Genomic DNA, 18,165 nt, shown 5'->3' with positions numbered 1-18,165 from the left:
CGACTTTGTCGACACTCTCAGACGTTATCCACCAGGATAAGGTCTTTTTTTATTCCTTTCCTATTAAAAACGTCCAGATTTCTTTTGACAAGGCGGGGTTCTCGTGTTATCGTTAAAAACGTTAAATAAATTCTTAACAAACTTAATTCGCTTCAAGAACTGGAGTTGATCATAATGGATGTCAATCTAACACTGAAAAATTACATTAATGGGGAATGGGTGGAAGCAAAGTCCGGTGAGACGCGCGACATCATCAATCCGTTCAATCAGGAAGTGATTGCAACGGTCCCGGAAGCAGATGAAACAGACACGAAAGAGGCGATTGCCGCAGCGCGTGAAGCGTTTGATAACGGAGAATGGCCGGAGACACCGGCGACGGAGCGCGGAGCGATCGTGCGCCGTATCGCGGAGCTGATCGAGCGGGACAAAGAGGAGCTTGCTTACCTCGAATCGCTTGATACCGGCAAAACAATGGACGAGAGCCGCGGCGACATGGACGATATCGCCGGCGTGTTCCGCTACTACGCAGAGCTTGCGGATAAGAACGGCGGAGAGCTGATTGATTCTCCGGTGCCGAACTCTGTCAGCAAGGTCGTTCACGAGCCGGTCGGTGTCTGCGGTCAGATTACACCGTGGAACTATCCGCTGCTGCAGGCGTCCTGGAAGCTGGCGCCGGCACTTGCAACAGGCAACACGCTCATCATGAAGCCTAGTGAGATTACACCGCTCACAACGATCAAGACGTTTGCGCTCATGGAAGAAGCCGGCGTACCAAAAGGCGTCGCAAACCTCGTCTTAGGTGCAGGCGCCACTGTCGGAAACGAGCTTTCCACAAGCAACGATGTTGATTTGATTTCCTTTACCGGCGGAATTGAAACGGGTAAGAAAATCATGCAGGCAGCGAGCGGCAACGTGAAGAAGCTGGCGCTGGAGCTTGGAGGTAAAAACCCGAACGTGATTTTCGCGGATGCTGACTTTGACTTGGCAGTGGATCAGGCGTTAAACGGTGTCTTTTTCCATGCCGGCCAAATCTGCTCAGCTGGTACGCGGCTGATTGTAGAAGAAAGCATTCACGACCGGTTCGTTGAAGCGCTTGTTGAACGCGTGAAAAAATTCCGTATTGGCAGCGGTTTTGATGAAGAAACGCAGATGGGGCCGCTGATTTCGGCGGAGCATCTGGCGAAGGTAGAGAAGTATGTCGAAACCGGCATCAAAGAAGGCGCTACGATCGCTGTCGGCGGCGGACGCCCGGAAGATCCGGAGCTTCAAAACGGCTTCTTTTACCTGCCGACGATTTTCACCGGCTGCACGACCGATATGGACATCGTGCAGGAGGAAGCGTTCGGCCCGATCATCACGGTCGAAACATTTACGACCGAGCAGGAAGCCGTGAAGCTTGCGAATGACTCCATTTATGGACTCGCCGGCGGCGTATTCACACAGGATACGGTGAAGGCAGAGCGCTGTGCGGCTAAGATGCGCATGGGCACCGTCTGGATCAATGAATTTAATCTGTACTTCCCGCACGCGCCGTGGGGCGGTTACAAGCAGTCCGGCATCGGCCGCGAGCTAGGAAGACTCGGAATAGAAGAATATACGGAAACAAAGCACATTTTCCAAAACCTGAAGCCGGAGCCGCTTCACTGGTTTTAATCACAGCCGCTTAGGCACACAGACTGGAACATCAAGGAGGAATCGATCATGAGTGAACGTTACGATTATGTCATTGTAGGGGGCGGAAGTGCCGGATCTGTTCTCGGCAACCGTCTCAGTGAAGATGGAAAGAAAAGCGTCCTCGTACTGGAAGCGGGACGAAGCGACTATAACTGGGATCTGCTGATTCAAATGCCGGCGGCTCTGCCTTTCCCGGCAGGAAAGAGCCTGTATGACTGGAAATACGAATCAGAGCCGGAGCCGCACATGAACGGACGCCGCATCAAGCACGCGCGCGGGAAAGTGCTCGGGGGATCAAGCTCCATTAACGGGATGATCTATCAGCGGGGCAACCCGAAGGACTACGAGCGCTGGGGCGCAGATGAAGGCATGGATACGTGGAACTTCGCTCACGTGCTGCCTTACTTTAAGCGTTTGGAGAATGCACTCGCTTCTCCAAAAGATGATGAGATGCGCGGCCATGATGGTCCGATCAAGCTGGAGCGAGGACCGGCAACGAACCCGCTGTTCCAGGCCTTCTTTAATGCAGGTGTGGAAGCAGGGTACAACAAGACGGCTGACGTGAACGGCTTCCGTCAGGAAGGCTTCGGACCGTTTGATAAGCACGTTTACAAAGGACAGCGCATGTCCGCATCACGTGCGTATCTCCATCCTGTGATGGACCGTGAGAACCTGACGGTGATGACGCGCGCCTTCGTTCAAAGCATTGATTTTGAGGGCAAGCGTGCAAAAGGACTCACGTATAAGCGCAACGGTAAAATTCATCAGGTCGAAGCAGGGGAAGTCGTGCTTGCCGGCGGTGCGATCAATACGCCGCAGCTGCTTCAGCTGTCCGGTGTCGGTAACGCTGAGCACCTGCGCTCATTAGGCATCAAGCCGGTAATCGATCTGCCGGGCGTCGGTGAAAACCTGCAGGACCACCTCGAAGTGTATGTGCAGCACACGTGCCCGGAACCGGTATCTGAGCAGCCAAACCTGAACAAGCTGAAAATGCCGTTCATTGGTCTGCAGTGGATGCTCGGCCGTAAAGGTCCGGCGGCAACGAACCACTTTGAAGGCGGCGGGTTTGTCCGCTCCAACGATCTCGTGGACTATCCGAACCTGATGTTCCACTTCCTGCCGGTAGCGGTTCGCTACGACGGGGAGAAGGCGAAGACAAAGCACGGCTTCCAAGTACACATCGGACCAATGTATTCCGATGCACGCGGATCGCTTAAGATTCGTTCCAAGGATCCAAAAGAGCATCCAAGTATGGTATATAACTACCTGTCGACTGACCAGGATCGCCGTGAGTGGGTAGAAGCGATCCGCATCACGCGCCACATTATGTCCCAGCCGGCCATGAAAAAGTACAACGGCGGTGAAATTTCGCCTGGACCTTCTGTGCAAACAGAAGAAGAAATCCTCGACTGGGTACGGGAAGATGCAGAAACAGCCTTGCACCCTTCCTGCACAGCGAAGATGGGGCCGGAGTCTGACCCGATGGCCGTTGTGGACCCAGAGTCCATGCGTGTGCACGGTCTGGAAAACGTCCGCGTAGCAGATGCGTCTGCGATGCCATATGTGACAAACGGCAACATTCACGCACCTGTTCTGATGCTGGCTGAAAAAGCTGCAGACTTGATCCAAGGCAAGAAGCCGCTTGATCCAATTGAAATGGATTACTATCAGCACGGGGTTCACCCGGCAGATGCTGGCACAGTAAAATAATCGTTTCGTAAAGAGAAGGCCTTGGCGCCTTCTCTTTTTTATGGATAAATAGTTAAAATATACTATGAAAATAGATGTAAATATGTGAAGTTTCTGTTCTCCCTTCCGATATAAAGAGAGACTATTGGAAGAGAGGAAGAAGTATATGAAGCTATCCATACGCACAAAGCTGCTCAGCTTTATCCCAATCATGGTGGTTGTCGTCCTGTTGATCACAGGGCTTAGCTACAGCTTTGCTAAAGGTGAAATAGAGGATCAGATCGAGGAAAGACTTGCGCGGCAGGCAGGGGAAACGGCACAGGGAATGGACCGTGAACTTGCCGAGCATCAGCGCATCGGTGAAACGCTGGCAGTAGCTGTCGGAATAGAGGGATCGGCGTTCAGTCAGGCAGATTACGCAGCTTTGCAGGAACGTCTCGTGCAGCTGAACGATGCTACATTCGGCATCGGCGTCTGGTTTGAGCCTTTCGCCTATGACGCAGATACGGAGTATTTCGGTCCTTACAGCTACGAAGACGGAGACAATGTCGTGTTTACGGATGAATATGAGACCGCTGACTACGACTATCCGTCCCACGACTGGTATGAAGCAGGCGTTGCAGCAGGGGAAGCGGCTTGGACAGAGCCGTATTACGATGAGGCGCTCGACACGGTTCTCGTGACGACGAGCACGCCGTTTTACAGCGGAACCGGTCAGCTGGAAGGTGTTATCTCGAGTGACATGGATGCGGCTAACATTCAGCAGATGGCAGAAACATTGGAAGTCGGCGAGAGCGGCTGGGCGTTTCTCATAGATGGAACCGGCACGTTTCTCGCCCATCCGAATGCCGATACGCTGGAGAACGATCCCGCGCTTGCGTCCTTGAGCGATCAGTTTGGTGACAGCGGGACACAATCCGTCACGTTTGCGGATGGAGATGCCGTCGTATCACACGTGCCGCTCGATGCTACCGGCTGGACACTCGGACTTGTTTTGCCGGAAGCAGAAGTCTATGCCGGGCTGAATGCGCTGCTGCGAAACATCGCAATTACAGCGGGTGTCCTGCTTCTGCTCACAGGCGCGGCGATGGCTGTGCTTGCAGGGCGTATCACAAAACCGATCCGGGCTTTAAATGAGGAAGTAAAACACGTCGCAGAGGGCGATTTGTCCCGCCAGCTGACGGTTGCATCGCGTGACGAAACCGGTGAGCTGACAAAGAGCTTTAACGTCATGGTCGCAAATTTACGCTCGCTCGTCGAATCAGTCAAGCAGTCGGTGAACACCTCAGCAGACGCGGTGGAACAGCTCAGTGCTGTCTCAGAGGAAACGATGGCATCCAGTGAAGAGATTTCCCGGGCGATTCAGGATGTCGCAGATGGAGCGACAAACGCGGCGGCCTCTGCCGAGCAGTCCTCACAAAAAACAACGGACTTATCTGGTCAGCTGACGGCCCTTGCATCGATCACTGCTTCGTTAAACCGGCAGGCGAGAGAGGTGCAGGAGACCAATAAAACAGGCAGTGAACAGACGAACGAGCTGCAGCAGAAGGCAAAGCAGACGGATGCGATGATCAGCCGCGTAGAAGATACGGTGCGGGAGCTGAGCAGCCGTATGGGGGAAATCTCCTCGATCGTCAATACGATCACCTCCATCTCCGAACAGACGAATCTCCTTGCTTTAAACGCTTCAATTGAAGCAGCAAGAGCCGGAGAGCACGGTCGCGGCTTCGCCGTCGTGGCAGAGGAAGTACGAAAGCTTGCTGAAGAAACGTCCAGTGCTACAGGCCATATCCGGCGATCGATGGAGGACATTCAGGAACAGACAAAGACCGCCGCTGGCGAAATGGGCAGCGTCCGTGCGCTTTCGGGGGAGCAGTTTGCGATCACGGAGACGACTGTCGCCTCCTTTGCGACCATCGCCGAACGCAATGAGCAGATGAGCATGCTCGTTGCGCAGATGAACGATGGTATCACTGGGATTGAACGGAATAAAGAAGAGGTCGTCGGTGCGATTTCCCACATCGCGTCGGTCGTGGAAGAGAGTGCAGCTGCTTCTGAAGAAGTGAGCGCTTCGGCCGAAGAGCAGCTTCAGGCGCTGAAAACGGTCGCGTTTTCAGCTGAGGATCTGCAGCAGGCGAGCGAAAAGCTGAAGCAGCAGATCGAACAGTTTAAAGCATAGAAAACAGGCGCCCGTGATGAGTGTGGTCACAGGCGCCTGTTTTTAGTCTTCTTCTTTTTTCTCTTGCTCTTTTTCCTGCTCCTGCAGATATTCCTTGCGTTTTCGCTGTCGGTAGCCGTACGTGCCTTTCAGCACCGTTTCTTCGTCCTCGAGTCCAGCCCCGATTGCACCGATCACTGTTGCGAGACTCGTCACGAGCCAAGACAGATAAATGTAGTACCCAAAGCCGGCTTCCCGGCCGATGCCATCTTCTGATTCCAGCAGATCGGGCGGAATGAAGAGAAAGACCGCAATCAGAAAACAGGCGAGCAGGATAAAGTAATAGACAGCGACGCCCAGCCCGATCGTGAACAGGGTTGAATAGTTATGAAGCTTAATGAGCGACCGTTTATCCGGAGAGTCGCTCTTCTTCTCCCAGAGGCCGTGGGCGAGAATGATCCAAGAGGTCATCGCGCAGTACGAAATCACCATCAGCGTGATGGCTCTCGTTAAGGTATAATGATCGGCGAGCATCCAGACGGTCGGAAAGATGAGGGCGTAGGCCCCGGTCGCAAATGCGATAGCCACGACGCTTTTAAACGTACTGATCACCTGCCACGGGTGGTTGGCACGCACCATGCCGGTCGTGACTCTGAAATAGCCGTTTCCTTTTGGGCGCGCGCAATAGCGCACAGCAGTATCCTCGTTATCTTCAGTGACGACGCGGCTGATTGGCAGCAGTTTTTTTTGCGGACCACGTTTGATCAGCTCCCGGGAATTGAGGCTGTGAAGTTCCTTGCGCTTCGCTTTGGAGAGGCCGTCAATCCGCTTTTGCTCATTGTCCCGGACGGTTTCCGACGTTCCATGATGCATCTCGCTGATCAGCTGCAGCGTAGAGGATCGTACTCGCTTATATAGCGGTGCAATGCCGAGAGCCGGAAAGGAAATTTGAGCGATCGCTTCGGAATCGTCAACCTCTGCAACGAGAAATTCGTTATCTTTAAACAGCGGAATGTCCGTGATGGCGACCGTGTAATCCCACTCCTTTTGGTCGGCGATCCGCTGGGCATGCTGCATCGTTTTATCAGCATCTTCCTCAATCCCAACGTAAGAATCGACGACGACTTCCACCTTCCATGTGTACGCATCGTCCACGTAATCCTGAAGCAGGTTGGATAAATCGTTGGAAAGCTTATTGGATAAGTCAGAAGCCGCTTCCGGAGCCGGTACAATGCCAACGATAAGCTCCTCTTTAGAAGCATCGTCCGATTCGCTGTCCGGCATCGATTCCTCTTCTTCCTCTTCACGTTCTTCAGATGTTTTCTCCTCTTCCTGACTGTCCTGGTATTTTTCTTTTTGTTCTTCTTCCTGCTGCAACAACAAAACCTCCTTTATCATCTGACGTTGTATAGGCATGTTCTAACTACCGTATATACCCTTCTTCATGCGAATTTAATCATAGGTCAAAAGGATATTAAGAGTATCTTTGTTGAAGCGGAGGTAAGTAGCTTCCTTTATAAAAAAGAGCCCTGTGATTAAAAGACACCGCTGAATAAACAACCAAGTTTGGCAAGTAAAAGGGGTTTACTGTAAAATAAACAACCGTAACGCAGTTGTTCTCACAGAGTGCTGCATGGCTTTACATTGTTTTATTGGTGACTGGCGGATGAGAGCACTGATGAGCAGAATCGCTCTAAGCGTTCCGTTTTAATTTTCTAAGTGGTTTGAAAGGAAAAGCGAAAACAGGTCGTAAAGCAACGTGAAAGAACGAGCTTCCTGACTATGAGTGCGTTTGCCGGAAACTTTCTCATCCTCCCGTAATACGAAAACACAAGAACCTTCTCTTATTCGAGCAGGAATAGCAGTGAACGTGCAGAAGTGTTAACGAGTGAAAGGAAGGAAGCAGATGAATCCATACGATTGCATCACGGATTTTATATACGCTGATCATCCGCCAGAAGAGGCTGACATGATCGTGATACCCGGTTCGGATCACCTGCCGCTCGCTCGGAAAGGAGCCGAGCTGTATCATAACGGGTTTGCAGCGCGGATTCTGGTCACCGGCGGACAGCCGGCGCACATGCAAGAGAGCGAGTGGTCGTTTTTATCAAGAGAGTTACGGCACCTTGGCGTACCCGATGACGCCCTTATCAAAGAAGATAAAGCGCTGAATACGTTTGAAAATGCAGTATTTGCAAAAAAGGCAGCCGACGAGAAGGGCATACCTTATAGAAGGCTGTTAATTCCGGCGAAGGCGAGTCACGCGAGGCGGGTGCTGCTCACGTTTCAGGCGCGTTTCCCGGCCGATACGGAATGTTTCATCGTTTCCGTTCCGGACAGGGGCGGTGTAACCGCGTTAAACTGGATGTATTCAGAAGCAGGAATCGAGAGGACGATGCTTGAAGTCGAAAAAATCGGACGGTATTTCAAACAGGAGGTGGGCAGATGACCAGTATTGAAGGCATAAAGGTAAATGTCATTCAGTCACAGCAGGACCTTGAACAGGCATTTTCCATTCGGCGAAGGGTCTTTATCGATGAGCAGCAGGTGCCGCCTGAAGATGAATTTGATGAGAACGATACCCTTACAGCAGACTGTGTCCATGTTTTGGCAGAGGCAGATGGGGAGGCGGCAGGGACCGGCAGAATGAGACGCTCTGATACATACGGGAAACTGGAGCGGATCTGCATGCTGCCGCATTACCGCGGCCGCGGAATCGGTCAGGCGGTTATAGGGGCACTGGAGCGGGAAGCAGCCGCCAAGGGCCTTGAAGCGGTCAAGCTTCACGGACAGACGCACGCAGAAGGCTTTTATCAAAAACTTGGCTATGAAACGGTGTCGGATGTGTTTATGGAAGACGGGATTCCGCACATTGTTATGACAAAACAGCTGAACGAACAGGAGGAGTAACCGCTTGTATATTACATCTATTACTACTTCCAGGCTAAAAAATCCATTAAAGAAACCATTTAAAACGGCCCTCCGCACACTTCATGAAGCGGAAGCGGTTTTGATCCGCCTGGAAACCGACACGGGACTGACCGGCGTTGGAGAAGCTCCTCCAACCGCAGCGATTACCGGTGAAACGCTAGAAAGCATTGAAGCCGCAGTAACGACTGTGATCGGCCCTGCACTTCAAGGACTTCACTTACATGACAAAGAGTCTGTTTTTCAACAGCTGCACCGCTCCATTATCGGCAATACGAGCGCGAAGGCCGCTGTGGATATGGCTATTCATGACGTGTTGGCAAGAAAGAGTGGACTCCCGCTTTATCAATATCTTGGAGGCTGGACAAATGAGCTGGAAACTGATTATACAGTCAGCGTCAACGAGCCGGCTGAAATGGCAGAAGATGCCGCGTTATTTCGCCGATCCGGCTTTCGCATTCTGAAATTAAAAGTCGGTACGGACACGATCGAGAAAGATTTGCAACGCGTGCAGGCGGTGGCAGATGCAGCGGGAGAAGGAGTGCTGCTTAGGCTGGACGCCAATCAAGGCTGGAAGCCGAAGGAAGCGATCGAAGCGATTCAGGAAATGAGCGAGAGAGGACTTCCTGTCGAGCTGATCGAGCAGCCGGTCCACCGGCAGGACCTGAACGGATTGAAGCAGGTGACAGATGCTGTATCGATCCCGGTTATGGCAGATGAGAGCGTGTTTTCTTTAGAAGACGCGCGCCGCGTGCTCGAGGGACGATGTGCCGATATGATCAACATCAAGCTGATGAAAGCAGGCGGCATCTACATGGCCCAAAAAATTTGTACGCTGGCAGACGCCTACCGCGTTCCGTGTATGGTCGGCAGTATGATCGAATCACGCCTGGGCATTTCAGCAGCCGCCCATTTCGCAGGCTCGAGCCGTGCCATCACCCATTATGACTTTGATGCACCGCTGTTAATGAAAGAAGATAAGTGGACCGGCGGCCTTCGCTATGAAGGAGCGGCCATGCACCTTCAGCAAGAACCGGGACTCGGAATCCATCCGGTGCCGGCAGAGAAAGGAGTGCCAAACGCATGACGTATCGAGTGATCGTTCCGGTGGCGACGGTCTGGACAAGTCCGGATAAACCGCGGGACGTGGACGAACAAGCGCTTGAGGAGCCGCTGAACGTGCGAGGCTGGCTGAAAGGCCTGTCGACTAAAGAAGCGCGGGAGGAGCTGACAAAAGACAATATTATTCAGACGCAGGTGCTTTACAACGACAAGGTTGAAGTGGAGGAAGTACAAGGGGAATGGGCGAAGGTGTACGTTCCGCATCAGCCCTCGCGTAAAGCGGAGCAGGGCTACCCGGGCTGGATTCCGCTCCGGCAGCTCCAGCAGACGGATGACGTAAGCGACCGCGACACAGCTGTATCAACCGCTACTGCCTGGCTGTATAAAGACGGCGAAGCCTTTATGGAAGTCAGCTGGCAGACACGCTTTCATCAAACTGGTTCCTCTGATTCAGCGATTCTGGTAGACACACCACACGGAGAGCTGGAGCTCCCTGTAAAGGCAGCAGGCCCTGCTGAAGCAACTGGTAACGGTGAGGAAATTGTACGCAGCGGCCTCCCTTTTCTGGAACTTCCCTATCTGTGGGGCGGTATGAGCGGATTCGGCTTCGACTGTTCCGGTCTCGTTTACACAGTCCTGCGCGCCTGGGGCATTGACGTTTCCCGTGACGCCTCCGATCAGGAAAAAGAAGGAGAAGCCGTAGCGTTCCGGGATAAACAGCCGGGCGACCTGCTCTTTTTTGCGAAGGATGGGGGTACAGGAAACGTGTATCACGTCGGCTTTTATTACGGCGGCAATCAAATGCTGCATGCACCAAGCGCCGGCAACGGCATTGAGCTCGTCGATCTGGAACGGGCCCGGCACATGAAAGACTACTGCTCAACGAAACGTGTCATCACATGATAGAAAGAGACCGCTTTAACCGAAGCGGTCTCTTTCTATTGGTTAAAGCTCTCTGCTGAGCTTTTTTGTTTTCCGTAAATAGGCAAGGTACGGCATAAACGAGAAAACGAAAGCTGTGACGCTCATGATGAGCAAGACAGTCAGGATCGGTGTGAGCCAGACTGACTGTGTCACGTTTGTCAGAACCATCATAAGGATCAGTGGCAGCAGCGTCCAGAGCGACCAGCGCCCAAACTGCTGCTGCAGTGACAAATAATTCTCGTGGATGGTGGACACGTCCGTGTACATCGGCACGGCTTCCGGAGCTGCTTCAAATACGTGCATATCTCCCGTAGAAACGACGTGCCTCCAGCCTGATTCAGCAAATAAGGTCCAATAGGACGAATCCGGCTGCTGTTCATGATGAATGCTGTACTGCACAGCTTCCGGTTCTGCCTGACGCAGTCTGTAAAAAAAGCCGAACATGGCGAACCCTTCAAATTTCCAGCCTGCCGCAGCTAAATCCGACAGTTTTCGTAAATCCTTTTCTTCAGAAAATGCTAACCCTCGATTCATCACATACTTATGCTTCATTCTGCGCGCTCCTCTCGTTTCGTCAGAACATCCTCCGCCAGCTGAACCATGCGGCGGCGCCTTTCTATTTCCTCTTCGAGCATCGTCTGCCCTTTTGCAGTAATACGGTAAGCTTTTCGCTTTCCGCTGCCGCCGGCTGTTTCGATCACTTCGGCATCTGTGAGCTTTTTTAATGTTGTATATAACGATGCCGGTCCAATCTTCATTTCTCCGCCGGTCCACTTCTCTACCTGCTGCATAATGAGATACCCGTGCTGCTCTCTCTGCAGGGAAAGCAGAATATAAAAAGCTGCATCCGTCAGCGTTCCGCTCTCAAGCGAGTCTTTTCTGGGCAACTAAATCCCTCCTTTATATACTGTTTAATGATATATCATACTATGATTGTATCATTAAATGATATAAGTGCAACTTATTTTTTTGCTTTACATGTCATAAAGACTTAGTGTACTATGTAGTTAATACACTAGAACATAACAAGGAGGAGCTGCAATGGAAGTTGTATTGGAGGCAGTTGGACTGACAAAACGAATGAAACGAAGCACGCTCGTAGACAATGTGGATCTCTCGATCAGAAAAGGAGAGGTGTTTGGTCTGCTGGGCCCGAACGGCGCCGGCAAAACGACGACGATCCGGATGTTGAGCGGCTTGATTCGCCCGACAAAAGGGACCGTTCATATTAACGGTGCAGATTTAAAGCAGCAAAAGCGAAAGGCACTATCAGATGTCGGAGCTGTCGTGGAAAATCCGGAGCTGTATGATCATTTAAGCGGCTGGGACAATCTGAAACACTACGCAAGAATGCAAAGCGGCATTACCATACCCGATATAGTGGAAGCAGCAGAGAAGACTGGGATTGCGGACAGGCTTAAAGAAAAGACAGGCACTTACTCGCTGGGAATGCGGCAGCGGCTAGGACTTGCCCAGGCACTGCTGCACAAGCCGCGGGTGCTTATATTGGATGAACCGACGAACGGACTGGATCCGGCAGGCATCCGTGAAATGCGCAGTTATTTTCGTGAACTTGCTGAAAAAGAGGGCATCAGTATTCTTGTGTCCAGCCACCTGCTTTCTGAGATGCAGCTGCTCTGCGACCGGGCAGCTGTGATGCAAAACGGACGAATCATTCATACCGCAACGATTAAAGAACTGCTGCATGCAAACAAGCAGATTGTGTTGAAAACAGAGGATATGGAGTTGGCGGCCAACGCGTTAAGCGAGCAGACAACCATAACGAAAGACGGACTGCTGATTGAGGCGGATTCGGCAGAGGTACCTGATTTGAATCGCACCCTTGTAGAAGCGGGAGTCCGGGTTCAGGCACTGTATCCGGAGGAAAACGGCACGCTGGAAGAAACATTTTTATCGATGACGGGAGGGAAAGCAGGATGAAGCTGCTGCAAAATGAATGTATGAAGCTGTTTAAGAAAAAAGGAACGTGGGTGATGGGAACGCTGCTCGTTCTGTTTGTGATTGGAACGTCTGCGCTGTTTACCGTGATCCTGGAGCCGGCTCCGCAGTCAGTAGACATGCAGGAGGCAGAAGCCGCTTATGCGGAAGCGGAGGGGCTCGCCTACGCCGGTGAGGAGCATATTCTCGTGCCGGTTATTGAGAACGCAGCATTGATGAGCATCGTCACGATGTTTACCGTCATCGCAGCAGCCACCATCACTGCTGGCGAACATGCGAAGGGAACGATTAAGCTATTGCTGATCCGGCCCGTTTCGCGGTGGCAGATTCTGCTGTCGAAGCTAGGAGCAGTAGTCCTCTTCGGACTCGTCATGACAGGTTTGCTGTTTGCTTCCTCGTTTGTATCAGGTATGCTGTTCTATGGATGGAATCTTCCGGAGGGATATGTGGTGCAGACGGCAATGGATGGGATGACGGCACACGGGGTTTACAGCTATATCGCCGCGATGTACAGCCTTTGGTTTGTGGATCTGCTGCTGTTTACTGCAATTGCCTTTATGATCGGCACCGTGTTTAAAAGCAGCGCACTCGGAATCGGAGTTTCGCTCGTGCTGCTGTTTACCGGCAGCACAGCTGCAATGCTGATTGCAGATTACAGCATCGCAAACGTGTTTCTGTTTTCGCATACGGATCTGGCATCACGCTTTATGGGCTTTCCCGGCGTACTGGACGTCTCACTTGCTGTTTCCGGTCTTGTGATGGCGCTTCATGGAGCTGCTTTTCTCGCTGTTTCCTTCTGGCGGTTCACCGTACAGGACGTGCTCGATTAGAACGGAGTAGAGAGGTGAAGGAATGGCTATGGAATTCAATGACTACCAGCCGATTTATCAGCAGCTGATGGATCATATCAGCCAGCGGATCTGCCGCGGTGATCTTGCGCCGGGTGAGAAGCTGCCGTCAGTCCGCCTGCTGGCAGCGGAGGCAGGGGTCAACCCGAATACGGTTTCAAGAACTTATATGGAGCTGGAGCGTGAAAACATCGTGGAATCAAAGCGAGGACAGGGAACATTTGTGACTACCGAACAGCCGGTGATCGAAGAACTGCGCCGCAGTCAGGCTGCCGTACAGGCAGACCGGTTTAAATATAGTATGGAGCAGCTCGGCATCGACAAAGATACTGCAATCGGACTGCTTCAGCATGCGTGGGATGAAAAGGGAGGTTCGTCATGACAGAGGTGAATCTGCACAAGCTGACGAAAAAATACGGAAGAAAAGAAGCGCTCAGCCAATTGGAAATTCAGTTGCCGAAAGCCGGCATCACCGGTATCATCGGACCGAACGGGAGCGGCAAATCAACGCTTTTAAAGCTGATTTGCGGATTGATCCGTCCCAGCAGCGGATCAGTCGAGCTGAATGGTGAACAAGCAGGTCGAAAAAGCGGCGCGGTTGCCGCTTACCTCTCGGAGGAGGATTCGCTTTACGATTACATGACGATTAAAGGCACCGTCTCATTTGCAGCAGGAGTGTATCCCGACTTTGACCAAGAGCTTGCCATGACGCTGCTGAAGGAAATGAAGCTGCATGAGTCTGATAAAGTCAAAGAGCTTTCGCGCGGAAACAAAGCGCGGGTAAAGCTCGCGGTAACGATGGCAAGGAAAACACCTGTGCTCTGTCTGGATGAACCACTCTCCGGGATGGACCCGCTAGTGCGGGAAGACATTCTCAAGCTGATCGTGACGCATCTGGACGTCGACCGCCAGCTCTGCCTGATCACAAGCCACGAAGTAAAAGAGCTTGAACCGTTTCTCGATCATGTACTGATCGTGCACGAAGGCCGAATCGTTGTCGACCGGAACGTCGAGGACCTGAAAGAAGAGAAACGGAAATCACTGATAGACGTTCTGCGGGAGGTGACGGTCTAATGTGGTTATCGCTATGGAAAAAGGAATGGCAGGAAAGTATCCCGCGATTCGCCGTCATCATGGGCATTCTTCTGCTCGCATATGCCGCGATGATTTACTTTGCCTTTACCGGATCCGGCTACAGTATTTTACTTGGATTTTTAAGCGTTGGAATTCATACGGTGTTCCTGTTTCTCGTCTGGGCACTCTCATTCCATGGAGAATGGAAAGGAAAAACGCAGTGGACGTGGCTGAATATCCCGGCATCCGGCTGGAAGCTCGTCACCTCGAAGCTCGCGGTAGGATTCACACAGTTTCTGATCTCGGTAGTGCTGCTGACGGCCGTCGGTTTTTGGACACTCAGTCTCTTTGGCGAACATGCGCAGCAAGTGGAAGAGAACGGGATTGCCGTAATCTCTGATGCGTTGCGGGCACTGTATCCGCTGCTCCTCGGCCTGCTGATGTCAGTTGGGATTACGCTTGGATTAGGAGCGGTGTTTACCATTTTGATGATGCGAATCATCAAGCCGTTTGGCTGGGCAGTCGGTATCGCCGTCTGGGGTGTGTTTGTGTATGCAATTATGCGATTTACGCAGATGCCGGTCTATGAAGCGATGTTTCGGCACGGACAGCTGTTTGATGCGGAGGCGCAGCTTCAAGAGGCTGTTGTGGGAAGTGCGACTTTTCAGCTGGAAGTAGAAGAAGGCATTTATTTATTCGCTGGAGAAATTGCGTTCGAACTGCTTGCGATTACTGCCGTTATTGCCCTGTTTTCGTGGCTGATGGACCGCTTTGTTCAGGCCTAACCAGGAAACAGTTGTAAACAGCTGGGAATTTTGATACAGTGAAAACAGAATATCCACTAGGGGAGCCCAAAAGGCTGAGACGGCTTACGCCGGACCCTTTGAACCTGATCTGGTTGATACCAGCGGAGGAAAGTGGGAATGTGTCTGAAATGGTCGCGTGAAGACCGTTTACGCTTTCAGGTGCTTCTCTTTCTCCGGACTGAGAAGCACTTTTTTCGTGTCCGGAGAGTGGGTGTTCGTCCAAATCATCCGGTACGCCGGAATAATCAGGAGGGCCTACACAATGCGATTTTCAGAAAAGCTGAGACAGGAAGCAGACCCTATTTTCAATGCGATTTTTGAGCACCCGTTTGTAAAAGGAATCGGGGAGGGGAATGTGCCAAAGCAGGCACTGATCCACTACGTCATGCAGGATTATGAATACTTGACCACCTTCTGCCGGATCTATGGTCTCGCCGTTTCCAAATGCACAACCAGAGAGGATATGACGTTTTTTCAGGAGCAGATCGGCTTCGTTCTGAATGAGGAAATTCATCCGCACAATAACTTCTGTGAAGTCGCAGGCGTCCGCTATGAAGATTTACAGAAAGCGCCGCTTGCACCGACGGCTCATCACTATACGCGCCATATGATGGAAGCGTCCATTAACGGCAGCCTTGGGGAAACACTTGCTGCGCTCGCTCCATGTCCATGGACATACTGGGAAATCGGCCGCAAGCTGAAGTCAGAGGTTAATCCGGATAAGCAGCACCCATTCTACGACTGGATCAGCTTTTACGGAAACGATGAAGTCGGCACGATCACAGAAACGTTCATGGCGAAGATCGATGCCTGCGCGGAGCAGGCAGGAGAACGTGAAAAAGAGCTGATGCTCTCCCATTTTTTAAAAAGCAGCCAGCTTGAGCATCAATTCTGGACGATGGCGTATGAGCAGGAAGAATGGCCGGTCCGACTGCAAAGCAGCATCTCGTCATTGTAAACGACAGAACAGGGCACTGAAAAAACGATTCTTATTCAGTGCCTTGCTCATTATTGCTTTTCATTTGGCAGGTTTCGGCTCAGCAGCAGACCAAGAGCGCTTACGCCGGCAAAAAGACCGACGAGAATAAGAAAATCATCTCGGTAGTTGAAGCGGTCAGCTGTCACGGCGTAAACGATCAGAGCAGCGAGACTGCCAATTAAATTGATCCAGAGCAGCGGTTTCACAAGGTTCATGATAAGCCTCCCTTTCTCACTCCAGCATATCACAGCAGAAATATGGAAAAAGGTATTGCGGATATTGTCAGAATTATTTACACTGTGAGAATACTTACGCGAGTTTGAAAACAGCGCCCAAGCGGCTGCTGTTTTCTTTTTTCGTGGTACATTTTATTGTTAGAAGGAGTTTTTATCCATGAAAGCTGTTCAGCAAATCGGAGCATTAGTCAGCCGCTACTTTGCTCTGATCGTTCTTGTCGTAGCATTTATTGCGTATTTGTCACCGGCAACGTTTACCTGGGTCGGTGCGTACATTACTATTCTGCTGGGGATCGTCATGTTCGGTATGGGAACGACGATGAAGCTTGCCGATTTTAAAGTAGTAGCCAAGCAGCCAATGCCGGTTGCGATCGGTCTGCTGGCACAGTTTCTGATCATGCCGCTGACAGCCTTTGGCATTGCCTATCTGCTCAATTTGCCGCCTGAACTTGCGGCAGGACTGGTGCTGGTCGGAGCATGTCCAGGCGGGACAGCGTCGAACGTGATGGTTTATCTTTCAAAAGGAGATGTACCGGTATCAGTCGCGATGACCAGTGTGTCGACGATGCTGGCACCGCTGTTTACTCCGCTGATCGTCTTTCTCCTTGCGAATCAATGGCTTCCGGTCGGAGCAGGTGATATGTTCATGTCGATTGTGGAGGTCATTTTGATTCCGATAGCACTCGGGATTTTAGCAGCAAGATTTCTTCCGGCTGCTGTCGAGAGAGGCCAGGCGGCACTGCCGTTGGTTTCGGTCGGCGCCATTATGTTGATCGTTTCAGGTGTTGTCGCAGCTAATGCTGAAAACATCGTGACTTCCGGAGCGGCCGTTTTTGCAGCCGTGATTTTGCATAACGGGGCTGGACTGGCCCTCGGCTACCTGGCTGCTAAATGGGCCGGACTTGACGAAACCAAGCGCAGGGCGGTTTCCATTGAAACAGGCATGCAAAACTCCGGCTTAGGCGCAGCGCTCGCAACGGCTCATTTCAGTCCGCTTGCAGCACTTCCTAGTGCAATCTTTTCCGTATGGCATAACATCTCCGGCCCGGCACTCGTATCGTATTGGAGCCGTGGAAAGCAGCCGGACCCGAAGTCATTGAATCAACAATCTCGCGTGTCATAGCTTTTCGGTGTTGACCATGCAAAACAGCGGGCGGCTTGAAAATGAAAAGCTAACAGCAGGACCGATAGGCAAAAGTGACATATGAATAATGTCCTTCCTTGTTTTCAGGCTGTTGAAAAAGTCTCAACTTAATTATTTATTCGTTTGGTTGACTTTCCCCTCTGTTAACCGAGCCTGCCGTGGGCTGGCCTTCAGCTATTTCTCAGGGTGATCCCGTATGAAGGGAAGAAAGGCACGGCTTCACTCGGACACAGGCTTCTTACAAGAAGCCTTCAAGGCCCAGTCCGGCTCCGCTCTTGCGTGGATGCCGCTCGCAGATCTGAGCGGCACGGAATCTTCAGGCTGCGCGGCTTCCACGTCCCCGCCGGACACGAAGGGAAAATGGATTTGTTTGTTGGAGAAAAACGTTCCGATCGGTAGATACGACTGTTCCATGGTACATACGTGAAAGCACTGGTAATCCTTATTCGACATCGAAGCGTTCCCTATATAAAGGTTCCACCCATATGGAACAAGCACGTGTGAATCATCACCAGGCGTTTCAACCGGACTGGCAGCTGCCAAATTGGAGGATCTCGACTCCAGGAGGATCCGAACGAGGCGAAGATCCAGCGCTTCCGACAGCAGGAGGGAGCGGTTAGCTGAGGCCGTTCCCTCCGGAAAGCGAGTGTCCGTAGATGCAGGCAGGTGCAACGTTATTCACTT

At 51.8% G+C, this 18,165-nt stretch carries 19 protein-coding genes and 1 riboswitch; of the genes, 15 read left to right on the top strand and 4 right to left on the bottom strand.

From position 1 onward, the window contains the following. The first annotated feature begins 174 nt into the window (after positions 1-174). From betB to ACSZLD_RS13040, 3 genes are all read left to right on the top strand, one after another. Positions 175-1,653, top strand: coding sequence for a betaine-aldehyde dehydrogenase (gene betB, locus ACSZLD_RS13050; protein WP_444685423.1), 1,479 nt, complete (start codon positions 175-177; stop codon positions 1,651-1,653). Positions 1,654-1,701: 48 nt separating this feature from the next. After that, a complete protein-coding gene (gene betA / locus ACSZLD_RS13045) occupies positions 1,702-3,384 on the top strand; it encodes a choline dehydrogenase (RefSeq protein WP_377909201.1) in 1,683 nt (560 codons plus the stop codon). Positions 3,385-3,529: 145 nt separating this feature from the next. Then, the gene (locus ACSZLD_RS13040) at positions 3,530-5,542 is read left to right on the top strand and encodes a methyl-accepting chemotaxis protein (RefSeq protein ID WP_444685422.1); all 2,013 of its coding nucleotides are present in this window, start codon (positions 3,530-3,532) and stop codon (positions 5,540-5,542) included. Between the two features lie 42 nt (positions 5,543-5,584). On the opposite strand, the gene ACSZLD_RS13035 is transcribed toward ACSZLD_RS13040, so the two are convergent. Then, positions 5,585-6,898 carry a hypothetical protein gene (locus tag ACSZLD_RS13035; RefSeq protein ID WP_444685421.1) on the bottom strand — a complete coding sequence of 438 codons (1,314 nt, stop codon included), beginning with the start codon at positions 6,896-6,898 and terminating at the stop codon, positions 5,585-5,587. 529 nt (positions 6,899-7,427) lie between these two features. On the opposite strand from ACSZLD_RS13035, the gene ACSZLD_RS13030 reads away from it, so the two are divergent. From ACSZLD_RS13030 to ACSZLD_RS13015, 4 genes are read left to right on the top strand one after another with little or no spacing between them, the layout of a single operon-like run. Then, positions 7,428-7,970, top strand: a complete 543-nt coding sequence (locus ACSZLD_RS13030) for a YdcF family protein (RefSeq protein ID WP_444685420.1) — start codon at positions 7,428-7,430, stop codon at positions 7,968-7,970. Positions 7,971-7,984: 14 nt separating this feature from the next. Continuing rightward, entirely contained in the window at positions 7,985-8,431 is a 447-nt protein-coding gene (locus ACSZLD_RS13025) for a GNAT family N-acetyltransferase (protein WP_444685436.1), read from the top strand. Positions 8,432-8,435: 4 nt separating this feature from the next. Beyond that, positions 8,436-9,536 carry a dipeptide epimerase gene (locus ACSZLD_RS13020; RefSeq protein WP_444685419.1) on the top strand — a complete coding sequence of 367 codons (1,101 nt, stop codon included), beginning with the start codon at positions 8,436-8,438 and terminating at the stop codon, positions 9,534-9,536. Then, on the top strand, positions 9,533-10,414 hold the full coding sequence (locus tag ACSZLD_RS13015; RefSeq protein WP_444685418.1) for a C40 family peptidase: 882 nt from the start codon (positions 9,533-9,535) through the stop codon (positions 10,412-10,414). Before ACSZLD_RS13020 ends, ACSZLD_RS13015 begins: the two co-directional genes overlap by 4 nt. Before the next feature lie 42 nt (positions 10,415-10,456). Here the strand turns inward: ACSZLD_RS13015 and ACSZLD_RS13010 are convergent, their stop codons facing one another. Together ACSZLD_RS13010 and ACSZLD_RS13005 are read right to left on the bottom strand one after the other, a co-directional pair. After that, positions 10,457-10,987, bottom strand: a complete 531-nt coding sequence (locus tag ACSZLD_RS13010; RefSeq protein WP_444685417.1) for a DUF2812 domain-containing protein — start codon at positions 10,985-10,987, stop codon at positions 10,457-10,459. Beyond that, on the bottom strand, positions 10,984-11,322 hold the full coding sequence (locus tag ACSZLD_RS13005) for a PadR family transcriptional regulator (protein WP_444685416.1): 339 nt from the start codon (positions 11,320-11,322) through the stop codon (positions 10,984-10,986). Before ACSZLD_RS13005 ends, ACSZLD_RS13010 begins: the two co-directional genes overlap by 4 nt. Before the next feature lie 154 nt (positions 11,323-11,476). Between ACSZLD_RS13005 and ACSZLD_RS13000 the strand changes: the two genes are divergently transcribed. The 6 genes from ACSZLD_RS13000 to tenA all read left to right on the top strand — a co-directional run bounded on the left by ACSZLD_RS13000 (position 11,477) and on the right by tenA (position 16,080). Beyond that, complete coding sequence (locus ACSZLD_RS13000) at positions 11,477-12,376, top strand: ABC transporter ATP-binding protein (protein ID WP_444685415.1); 900 nt, start codon at positions 11,477-11,479, stop codon at positions 12,374-12,376. Further along, positions 12,373-13,224, top strand: a complete 852-nt coding sequence (locus ACSZLD_RS12995) for an ABC transporter permease (protein WP_444685414.1) — start codon at positions 12,373-12,375, stop codon at positions 13,222-13,224. Before ACSZLD_RS13000 ends, ACSZLD_RS12995 begins: the two co-directional genes overlap by 4 nt. Before the next feature lie 22 nt (positions 13,225-13,246). Continuing rightward, positions 13,247-13,624, top strand: coding sequence for a GntR family transcriptional regulator (locus ACSZLD_RS12990; protein WP_377909211.1), 378 nt, complete (start codon positions 13,247-13,249; stop codon positions 13,622-13,624). Further along, positions 13,621-14,316 (top strand): ABC transporter ATP-binding protein, encoded by a 696-nt coding sequence (locus ACSZLD_RS12985; RefSeq protein ID WP_444685413.1) that lies wholly within the window; start codon positions 13,621-13,623, stop codon positions 14,314-14,316. The genes ACSZLD_RS12990 and ACSZLD_RS12985 overlap by 4 nt, the downstream gene beginning before the upstream one ends. After that, on the top strand, positions 14,316-15,101 hold the full coding sequence (locus ACSZLD_RS12980; protein WP_444685412.1) for a hypothetical protein: 786 nt from the start codon (positions 14,316-14,318) through the stop codon (positions 15,099-15,101). Before ACSZLD_RS12985 ends, ACSZLD_RS12980 begins: the two co-directional genes overlap by 1 nt. A 48-nt stretch (positions 15,102-15,149) precedes the next feature. After that, positions 15,150-15,249, top strand: a riboswitch (TPP riboswitch). Positions 15,250-15,384: 135 nt separating this feature from the next. Further along, entirely contained in the window at positions 15,385-16,080 is a 696-nt protein-coding gene (gene tenA, locus ACSZLD_RS12975; protein ID WP_168008354.1) for a thiaminase II, read from the top strand. 50 nt (positions 16,081-16,130) lie between these two features. Here tenA and ACSZLD_RS12970 read toward each other — a convergent pair whose 3' ends face one another. Then, entirely contained in the window at positions 16,131-16,316 is a 186-nt protein-coding gene (locus ACSZLD_RS12970; protein ID WP_377909215.1) for a hypothetical protein, read from the bottom strand. A gap of 178 nt (positions 16,317-16,494) precedes the next feature. On the opposite strand from ACSZLD_RS12970, the gene ACSZLD_RS12965 reads away from it, so the two are divergent. Continuing rightward, positions 16,495-17,460, top strand: a complete 966-nt coding sequence (locus ACSZLD_RS12965; RefSeq protein WP_377909216.1) for a bile acid:sodium symporter family protein — start codon at positions 16,495-16,497, stop codon at positions 17,458-17,460. 506 nt (positions 17,461-17,966) lie between these two features. Next, positions 17,967-18,101 (top strand): hypothetical protein, encoded by a 135-nt coding sequence (locus ACSZLD_RS12960; protein WP_377909217.1) that lies wholly within the window; start codon positions 17,967-17,969, stop codon positions 18,099-18,101. Positions 18,102-18,165: the final 64 nt, after the last annotated feature.

It is taken from the genome of Alkalicoccus luteus (assembly GCF_052061695.1).
Classification (GTDB): Bacteria; Bacillota; Bacilli; order Bacillales; family Salisediminibacteriaceae; genus Alkalicoccus; species Alkalicoccus luteus.
This window is presented reverse-complemented; position numbering and strand designations above follow the sequence as displayed.